This is a genomic window from Flavobacterium xinjiangense (genome assembly GCF_900142885.1).
Classification (GTDB): Bacteria; Bacteroidota; Bacteroidia; order Flavobacteriales; family Flavobacteriaceae; genus Flavobacterium; species Flavobacterium xinjiangense.
In genome coordinates this window covers 31,718-41,819 of sequence record NZ_FRCL01000021.1, presented here as the reverse complement: position 1 = coordinate 41,819, position 10,102 = coordinate 31,718, and the positions used below count along the sequence as shown (strand labels likewise).

At 37.2% G+C, this 10,102-nt stretch carries 4 protein-coding genes; all 4 read right to left on the bottom strand.

All coding sequences use genetic code 11. The features are described 5' to 3' along the window. A partial coding sequence (locus BUC23_RS16600) for a beta strand repeat-containing protein (protein ID WP_139259965.1) occupies positions 1 to 4,580 on the bottom strand: 4,580 nt, incomplete at its 3' end. Between the two features lie 648 nt (positions 4,581 to 5,228). Beyond that, positions 5,229 to 7,247: a protein-disulfide reductase DsbD family protein gene (locus tag BUC23_RS16595; protein WP_073211622.1), complete on the bottom strand. Its 2,019-nt coding sequence runs from the start codon at positions 7,245 to 7,247 to the stop codon at positions 5,229 to 5,231. After that, positions 7,247 to 8,557: a tRNA lysidine(34) synthetase TilS gene (gene tilS / locus BUC23_RS16590; protein ID WP_073211619.1), complete on the bottom strand. Its 1,311-nt coding sequence runs from the start codon at positions 8,555 to 8,557 to the stop codon at positions 7,247 to 7,249. The genes BUC23_RS16595 and tilS overlap by 1 nt, the downstream gene beginning before the upstream one ends. Positions 8,558 to 8,584: 27 nt before the next feature. Then, complete coding sequence (locus BUC23_RS16585) at positions 8,585 to 9,871, bottom strand: anthranilate synthase component I family protein (RefSeq protein WP_073211616.1); 1,287 nt, start codon at positions 9,869 to 9,871, stop codon at positions 8,585 to 8,587. Positions 9,872 to 10,102: the final 231 nt, after the last annotated feature.

The following is a 10,102-nucleotide window of genomic DNA, read 5'->3' as shown; positions in this document are numbered from 1 at the left end:
GTTACTGTCCAAGTTACCGTATTGGCTCCAGCAACTAAAATAGCCGGAGTAGCAACAACACTTGCAACACTGCAATTATCTGCTGATGTTGGTGCAGTTAATTGTGAACTTGCATAACTACATACACCCGCATCTGCATTTACGCTGATCGCTGCTGCTGTTGCTATCGTTGGATTTTGATTATCTACAACCGTTACTGATTGTGTTGATGTTGCTGTTAAGCCTGATCCGTCTGTTACTGTCCAGGTTACTGTGTTGCTTCCCAAAGCTAAAGTAGCAGGAGAAGCTACAACACTTGCCACGCTGCAATTATCTGCCGCTGTTGGAGCTGTTAACTGTGAACTTGCATAAGTACATATTCCAGCATCAGAACTTACGCTTACTGCTGCGGGAGCTGTAATTGTTGGGTTTTGGCTATCATTAACAGTCACCGTAAATACACATATAGCATTTCCACATGTATTAGTAGCAGTAATAGTAACTGTTGTTACTCCTTTATTGAAAGTTGCGCCGCTTCCGGTACCACTTGTTGTTGCTACTGTTGTTGCGCCACTTAAAGAATATGTATATGTTGGTGCAGGTGTACCGGATGCTGTTGCAGTATAGTTAACAACTGCAGTACAAACACCTACGTCTGTATTTTGTGAAAAATTAGAAGGACAAGCCGTAAAGGTTGGTGGTTGATTCACCGTTATTGTTACACTACCACTTTCAACAGTACTGCAGTTTGGCGCATCCCCATAAGCGACACTAACAAGATTATAAGTTGTATCGGAAGTAAGAGCCGCTGTTGTTAAAATAAAGTTTCCTCCATTATTAAGACTTGCACTCAGATTGCCACCTCCGTTGATATTATATGTCACTATTCCATTATTGGGACCACTAAACTTTATTGAGGAAGAAGAACCTGAACAAATTGGACTAGCGCCATTAATTGAAATTGTAGCCGTTGGTGTTGAACGAACTGTTACAGCTGCGCTACCTTTTTTATCCCCCACACTTGCAGTACAATTAGCATCACTTAATGTAGCAATCGTGTATGTTCCAGCAACATTGACTGACACACTGATTGGGCTGCTGCTGCCACTGAATGGATCACCGTTTGATAATGTTCCGCTCCATGGACCTGTTCCGGTTACAGCGATACTTAATGTAGTACTACTTCCTGCACATATAGTTTGTGTTCCACTAATAACGCCGGTTGGTCTTGGATTCACAGTTACTGTTGCTGTTCCTGAAATTATATTAGAACAACTTGGTGCCGCTTGATAAACTACACTAACCAGGTTATATGTAAAAGTTCCTGCTGTTGCTGTTGACGAAGCAACAGTCGCAGTTGTACTTGCACCAACATTTACTGTTGTATTTGTTCCTCCATTAATATTATAAGTAACTGTTACTGGTAATGTTTGCGGATTAGTGAATGTTATATTTGGTGCAGTAGCTCCCTGGCAAACTGTTGTTATTCCGCTAACAGATGCAGTAGGTGTTGGACGAACTGTTACTGTCGTGGAAGCAGAAGCAGATGGACCGTTACATCCATTTGCTGTTACACTAATGGTTGCAATACCTGTAAAAGCTGGATTCCAACTTACAGTTCCTGTAGTACCTGTTCCTGAAATAGTATTACCAGTTCCTGTCACTGACCAATTATAACTGGTAGCATTCGTAGCTGAACTAGTATATGTAGTATTTGCACTGCCCTGGCAAATAGTTGAAGCCGATGGTGTTGGTGTAGTCGGCGTTCCAACAGTTGCAGTTACAGTTACTGTTGCTGACCCAGAAATTGTATTGGAACAAGATGGAGTTGCATCCTGATAAATTACACTTACAAGGTTATAGGCAAATGCACCTGCTGTAACGGTTGGCGCTGTAACAGTCGCAGTTGTACTTGCTCCAACATTTACTGTTGTATTTGTTCCTCCATTAATATTATATGTAACAGTTATTGGTAAAGCCTGCGGGTTAGTGAAAGTTATATTTGGTGCAGTTGGACTTTTACATCCATTTGCTGTTACACTAATGGTTGCAGTGCCTGTAAAAGCTGGATTCCAACTTACAGTTCCTGTAGTACCTGTTCCTGAAATAGTATTACCAATTCCTGTCACTGACCAATTATAACTGGTAGCATTCGTAGCTGAACTAATATATATAGTATTTGCACTGCCCTGGCAGATAGTTGAAGCCGATGGTGTTGGTGTAGTCGGCGTTCCAACAGTTGCAGTTACAGTTACTGTTGCTGACCCAGAAATTGTATTGGAACAAGATGCAGTTGTATCCTGGTAAATTACACTTACAAGGTTATAGGCAAATGCACCTGCTGTACCGGTTGGCGCTGTAACAGTCGCAGTTGTACTTGCTCCAACATTTACTGTTGTATTTGTTCCTCCATTAATATTATATGTAACAGTTATTGGTAAAGCCTGCGGGTTAGTGAAAGTTATATTTGGTGCAATTGCACTTTGACAAACTGTTGTTGTTCCACTAATGCTTGCTGTTGGTGTTGGTCTTACTGTAACAGTTGCTGTTCCTGAAACCGGGTTTGAACAAGTTGGTGCAGTTTGATAAACTACACTTACAAGATTATAAGCAAATGAACCGGCAGTACCTGTTGGCGCTGCCACCGTTGTTGTTGTACTTGCTGCAACATTAACTGTTGTATTTGTTCCCCCGTTAATATTATATGTAACAGTTATTGGTAAAGCCTGCGGGTTTGTGAAAGTTATATTAGGAGCAGTTCCACCCTGGCATACTGTTGTTGTTACACTAATAGTTGCAGTAGGTGTTGGACGAACTGTAACAGTTGCTGATCCTGATATAGTATTAGAACAGGAAGGTGTTGCATCCTGGTAGATTATACTTACAAGGTTGTAAGCAAATGAACCTGCAGTGCCTGTTGGTGCTGCTACCGTTGCTGTTGTACTGGCAGCTACATCAATTGTAGTATTTGTTCCTCCATTTATATTATAAGTAATGGTGATCGGTAATGTTTGCGGATTAGTAAATGTTATGTTTGGTGCACTACCATTCTGGCATACTGTGGTTGCTCCACTTATAGTTGCTGTCGGTGTTGCACGAACTGTTACAGTTGCTGTTCCAGAAATAGGATTGGAGCATCCGGGTGTCGCATCCTGGTAAGCAACACTTACCAGCGTATACGCAAATGCACCTGCACTGCCTGTTGGTGCTGCTACTGTAGCTGTTGAACTTGCAGGAACATTTATTGTAAGATTTGATCCTGCATTTATTTTATAGGTAACTGTTACAGCAATGCTTTGTGGATTGGTAAATGTTACGTTTGGAGCAGTTGCATTTTGACAAACTGTTGTCGTCCCACTGATAGTTGCCGTTGGTGTTGGACGAACTGTTACAGTTGCTGTTCCTGAAACCGAATTGGTACAACTTGGTGCGGTTTGATAAACTACACTTACAAGGTTATAATTAAATGTACCTGCAGTTGTTGTTGGTGCTGCTATCGTTGCTGTCGTGCTTGCTCCTACATTAACAGTTGTATTTGTTCCTCCATTAATATTGTAGGTTACAGTTATTGATAAAGTTTGCGGATTAGTAAATGTGATATTCGGTGCTGTTGCATTTTGACAAACCGTGGTCGTTCCACTGACAGTTGCTGTAGGTGTTGGGCGAACCGTAATCACTACTTCATCAAAATTCGAACAAGCTCCGCTTGCAATAGTCCAACGGAAAGTGTTTGCACCTACACCAAGTGCAGTTATGCCAGATGTTGGAGAGCCAGCTGTTGTTATAGTTCCAGAACCACTTATTAATGTCCAAGTACCTGTACCCACGGTTGCAGTATTACCAGCAAGTATTGCAGTAGTAGCACAAACTGTTTGATCAGCTCCTGCAGCTGCAGCAGTTAGTGCTGCAGTCACATTGATAGCATTGGTCTGTGAAGTTGTTACTGATCCAACTTGGTTTACATTAACCTCAACATTGTAGTTTCCAACTGTAGTACCTGATGGAATTGTTAAAATAATAGAATTAGAATTGTTTCCTTTTGGTGCATCTTGAGTTCCACTAACAATTACAGTTGCACCTGATTTTACGCTTATTGTAGCAGTACCATTTGCCCCTGCATTAGATCCCGTGTAACTGTAGTTAATAGTGACATCACATCCAGCAGGAACACTTACAGGACTTGCAGTAGTTGGAGACGTAATATTAACTGAAGTCACACTATCCGAAAACACCCAATCAGCTACTGACCCCATGTTACCATGCGCCTCCAAATTTAATGTTGCTCCAGCGGCATCACCTTCTGCTTCAGTTGGCACATACCAAGATGTAGTGAAGTTACCTGAAGCATCTGCGGTCGCATAAAAAGGTTGATGATATTGGGGATCGGTTCCTAAAGGATCTCCGTCTGCATGATGCACATGTAATTCAACATACTCACCATCCTGAAATCCAGAACCCGTAATCATAGCTGTTGATCCGGGCGGATAATCCAGTAAATCAGTTGAAACAGTTGCCTGACCAAAAGATACACTTGCAAAAATCAAATTGGCTATTAAAAAAACAATCGATAAAAAATGAGATTTGTGTAAAAATGTCTTCATAACTAATTGAATTAAAATAATAAAATAACGAATTAGAGCTGCTTTACTTAGAAATCTATATTCTGAAGGAACTTTTTGGAAGTTGTACCAATTAACATAATTTTATAAAATTTATGCCTTTTTAAAACAAAAAATCTTACAATAATCACTTAAATTTCAAATACTTACAGACTAAGTTAAATAATTAAGAATACATTAGTATTATTTTTTATACATTTCCGATTAACAGAATAAAAAAAACTACGAACTACCTATTTTGTATTTTTTAGAAGAATAAAAGAAAAGCAAACAGGAATTTATCAACATTTGCATTCCTTATTTTGATTCAAAAAAAATAGAAATCTAATTTGACGCTAAAATCAAAACTACTTTCTCAACTAAAAATGAATTGCTTTCTTATTAAAATCTATATTTAATTTAGAACTATTCAATCAAAAAATAATATGGAGTAATGCTGTAAAATAAAAGGAAGACTTTATTTTAAAATACGAACAATGTCATGAACAATAGCTGTAATAAAGTTGTTGTGGTACTTTAAATCGTTTAAATAACATTTAAAATACGGTGTGTAATTAGATACACTGCATAAAAAAAACCTGCCCAAAGAATTGAACAGGTTTGAATATTTTAAAAAAATATTTTGAGATTCTATTTTTTGAATTTGGATATTCCGGTTTTTAACCAATTGGCATATTCATCCACTCCTACATAACTAATAGTTGGTTTGTTTTCATTTAAACTATTCCCTTCTAAATCGGTTAAAACATACAATGGCTGGGTATTGGTTTTATATTTCAAAATCATAAAATCAGTCCATTTATCCCCTGTAGTTGTGATTTCGGCTCCAGTAGTTTTGGAAACAGATTGTTCTTCTTTAGGCAATTCCCGTTTATCATCCACGTACAATGAAATTAAAACTACTTCATTTTTCAATTGGGATAAAACACGAGCATCAGACCAAACATTGTTTTCCATTTTTCTACAATTCACACAGGCATAACCCGTAAAATCAAGCATTATGGGTTTATTTACCGTTTTGGCGTAAGCCAAGCCTTTTTCATAATCATCAAAAACAACCAGACCGTGTGGTCCACTTTTGGCTCCATCCGGTAAAGCAACAGACGATTCCGTTACTCCAGAACCTCCAAAACCCATTGGGCTTTCGCTATATTCCATTGGCGGCGGAAAAGCATTGATTAATTTTAACGGTGCTCCCCAAAGTCCAGGTATTAAATAAATGGTAAACATTAAAACAACTAGTCCAAAAGATAATCTACCCACAGAAATATGTGGTAAAGGACTATCGTGCGGCAAAGTAATTTTTCCGAATAAATAAAAGGCCAAAACTCCAAAAATAGCAATCCAAATGGCCAAGAAAACTTCTCTTTCCAATAAATGCAATTGCAAAACTAAATCAGCATTCGACAAAAATTTGAAAGCCAAAGCCAATTCCAGAAAACCCAAAACTACTTTTACGGTGTTAAGCCATCCACCTGATTTTGGTAAAGAATGCAACCAACCCGGGAACATGGCAAACAGCATAAATGGTAAGGCTAATGCCAATGAAAAACCGAACATTCCTATAATTGGCGCGATACCTCCCTTGGAAGCAGCTTCAACCAATAGTGTCCCTACAATAGGTCCCGTACAGGAAAAAGATACAATTGCAAGTGCCAATGCCATAAATAAAATTCCGACTATTCCTCCCCTGTCTGCCTGACTGTCTACTTTATTAGCCCACGATTGCGGCAACATGATTTCGAATGCACCCAGAAATGAAAATGCAAAAACAATCAATAAAAGGAAGAAAATGATATTAAACCAAACATTGGTAGACAAAGCATTCAGAGCACCCGCACCAAAAATCCAGGTAACTAAAAACCCTAGTACTACATAAATTAATATAATTGAAACCCCGTAAATAAGCGCATTTTTAATTCCTTTGGCTCTTGATTTACTTTGCTTGGTAAAGAAACTTACCGTCATGGGAATCATAGGGAAAACACAAGGCGTAAGCAACGCGGCAAATCCTGAGAAAAAAGCGATGAAAAATATAGACCACAAACCCCGTTCGGTCACTGGATTAGCATCCGGCATACTAACTTTTGCAGGAATTACGGTCGCTTTTTCTACTTCCGGTTTTGCGACTGTTGTATCTATTTTTACAGTATCTATAGCAGTAATATCTTTTTTTGTTGCATCAACTGCCGTTTTTAAAGATGAAGGAATTACAAAAGTGAATTTTTTCTCTAAATTAATACACGCTTCTTTACAAACCTGATAATTCAAATCGACTTCAATTGTAGTAAGCTTTGGATTGGTGATGGTAACCTGTTGCTGAATTTGGGCCTTATCATGAAAATAAGTTTCATTTACACCAAAAACATCATTAAAAGTGGTGGTCGTTTTGCTTTCTTTGGCTTTGCCAACTAAGTTATAATTGCCTTTTTGATTTTTGAAAATAACTTCTAATGCCAGCGGTCCTCCATCTGGAGTAAACTGCGAATACATATGCCAGTCTTTTTCAATGACAGCATTAAAAGTCAATAGATACGTATTCTCGGATTTTTTCTCAATTTTGGTGGTCCATTTTGCAGGATCCAGAATCTGTGCATTTCCTTTGGCGAAAGCCAAAAAAACAAGTAGTAAAAAGATAATCTTCCTCATTATTCTAATTGTATTTTAAGTATATTTTTTGTTGTATTTTCTATTCTAAAGCGTTCATCCTGACGAATTCCAATTACCCAGACTATTTCATTATTGGAATATAAAAGCCACTTATTTTCTTTATCGATCAATGACAATTTTTCGTCTTTAAAGAGCTTACTGACTTTCTTGGATTTGCCTTCCATCCCAAACGGCTGAAAAATAGCTCCTTCATTCCAATGGCGCAAAACCAACGGGAATTGTAATTTATCCGCATCAACAAATATAGTCGTATTTGAAACTAAACTTATGTCGGCTACTTTACAAAACGAAATATTTAAGGGAATCTTAACGTCTTGCTGATTTTCATCAATGAAATATTCTTCCTCTTTATCTACGAAATTTATCGGGCTAAGGATTAAGGAATCCCTGTCTTTCAATAATCGAAACTCCGAAGAAAAAACCTGTTTGCCAGATTGGCTTTCGACCAAATCATAAATATCGTCCCAGGCCGCAAATCCAAATTCATTCAGCCACTGGTACAAATACGATTTGAAATTAGGCAGTTTCTTTAACTGCTTCAAATCAAAATGAATATCATCCCCATCTTTCTTCGCGACTTGCTGATAAACCATAATTGAAGCATCTTCAACCATGTCTTGCGCTTCCTGCAAATAAGTTTGTGTCTTTTGAAAAGAGGTGATGAAATTTGGATTTAACTCTTTTAGCATCGGAACTAAATAATGCCGAATTTTATTTCGAAGGTATTTATCGGAAGCGTTGCTGCTGTCTTCCCTCCATTCTATCTTGTTTTCTTTCGCATAATTTTCAATTTCTTGTCTTGAAAACAGCAATAGCGGCCGAATTATATTTTCATTTTGCTCCGGAATTCCCGTCAGACCTTCTAATCCGGTACCTCGACTAAGATTAATAAGAAAGGTTTCTAAATTATCATCAGCGTGATGTGCGGTCAGAATATAGTCGTACTTTTCTGTTTCCAAAAGCTCATAAAACCAGTTGTATCGCAATTCCCGTGCGGCAACTTGAGTAGATAATTTATAGTCTTGGGCAAAAGCAGTAGTGTCAAATTGTGTTACAAAAATAGGAATCGTATTCGCATCAGCATATTCCTGAACAAATTTTTGATCGTCAAAACTTTCTATTCCCCGAAGTTGAAAATTGCAATGCGCTATGGCTATTTCATAATTTAGCTTATGGAACAAATGTGCCATAACCATACTGTCTAATCCTCCGCTTGTGGCAAGAAGCAACTTTTTCCCTTTTAAAAACTGGAAATTTTGGTTCAGATGATCTAGTATTTTTTGCATCATTTTCAAAAGTAATTAATTCATTCCGATTTAGCTTAAAACTTCAAGCATTGCTTTGGCTTTAAGCAAACATTCCTCATATTCCTTTTCAGGAATGGATTGCGAAGTAATCGCACTTCCTACTGAAAACGAAACGTATTTCTTTTCGGCATTGTACAAAATACTGCGGATAACCACATTGAAATCAAAATCGCCACTTGGCGTAAAATAACCTACGGCGCCGCTATACAAACCACGTTTTGTTTCTTCCATTTCTTCAATAATTTTTAATGCCGAAATTTTTGGCGCTCCAGTCATACTTCCCATAGGAAAAGTAGTTTTTATAACATCCACAGCGGAGTACTGATGATCTAATTTTGCAGTAACTGTAGAAATCATCTGGTGCACTTGCATAAAAGAATAAATAGCACACAATTCAGTAACTTCAACAGAACCTTTTTGAGCGGTTCGGGACAAATCATTCCGAACTAAATCAGTAATCATAATATTTTCGGCACGTTCTTTTGGGTCTGAAGCCAATTGCATTTTTGATTTTTCATCTTCAATTGGGTCAGAAAATCGTTTGCTTGTTCCTTTAATAGGTTGTGAAATTAATACTTCTCCTTCTTTCCTCAGATAACGTTCCGGTGTCGCCGAGAGTAAAAAATAGTTGTTGTTTTTAAAAAAAACGGCGAATGGTGGCCGAGAAATTTCGTTGAGTTTTGTGAATTTTTCGATAGGATCAATCGTTGTATTTTCAGCAAAAAACTCCATACAAAAATTAACCTCATAAATATCGCCTTGATGAATGTGTTCTAATAATTTCGAAACTTTTTGAAGATAATTTTCCTTCGGGATTCGTTGTTGAATCTCTATTTGTGAATTCTGATTACTGAACACTGAACACTGAACACTTATTTCTTCAAAATCTTCCTCCGCTTCATCATCACACATATTGAGGTATTGAATTTCGAGATCATTCCCTTTCAATAAAAATATTTTTTTGGGCTGAAAGAAAAACAAATCGGGAAAACCCAACCCATCAAAATTATTGGATTTTAAATGTTCCACATCGTTTTTTAAATCGTACGACAAATAGCCAAAAAGCCAATCTTTGGTAATTTGCTGGTATTGTTTTAAATCTTCGAAAGCGTTATGATAGTCGGTTTTAATAGCAGTAAAAGCATCTACAGCAAGAATACAATCATAACTGGAATACTGTTGCGGATATTCATTGCTATCCATAAAAACGATTTCACGAAATTGCTGTCCCCAAAATAAAAGTTGCTGTTTAAACAACTTTGGATCCGAAATTTGCTTAAAAATTGAAGTTCTCAATTACTATATATCTTTAAAATTCAAAATTACAATAAAATATATCCTTCAATAAGAGATTACTGTATAAATTAGCTTCTTTTTTTGTAAATTTGTTATAGTAGATTGATTTTGAATACAATTATAATACCCATAAAAAGACGAAAGTCTTTATTACCATTGATGCTGAGAGCAAAGAAAAGGTAGATGAAATGGTTAAAATGCAATTGATATTAGTGGTGCAATTTATAGGAA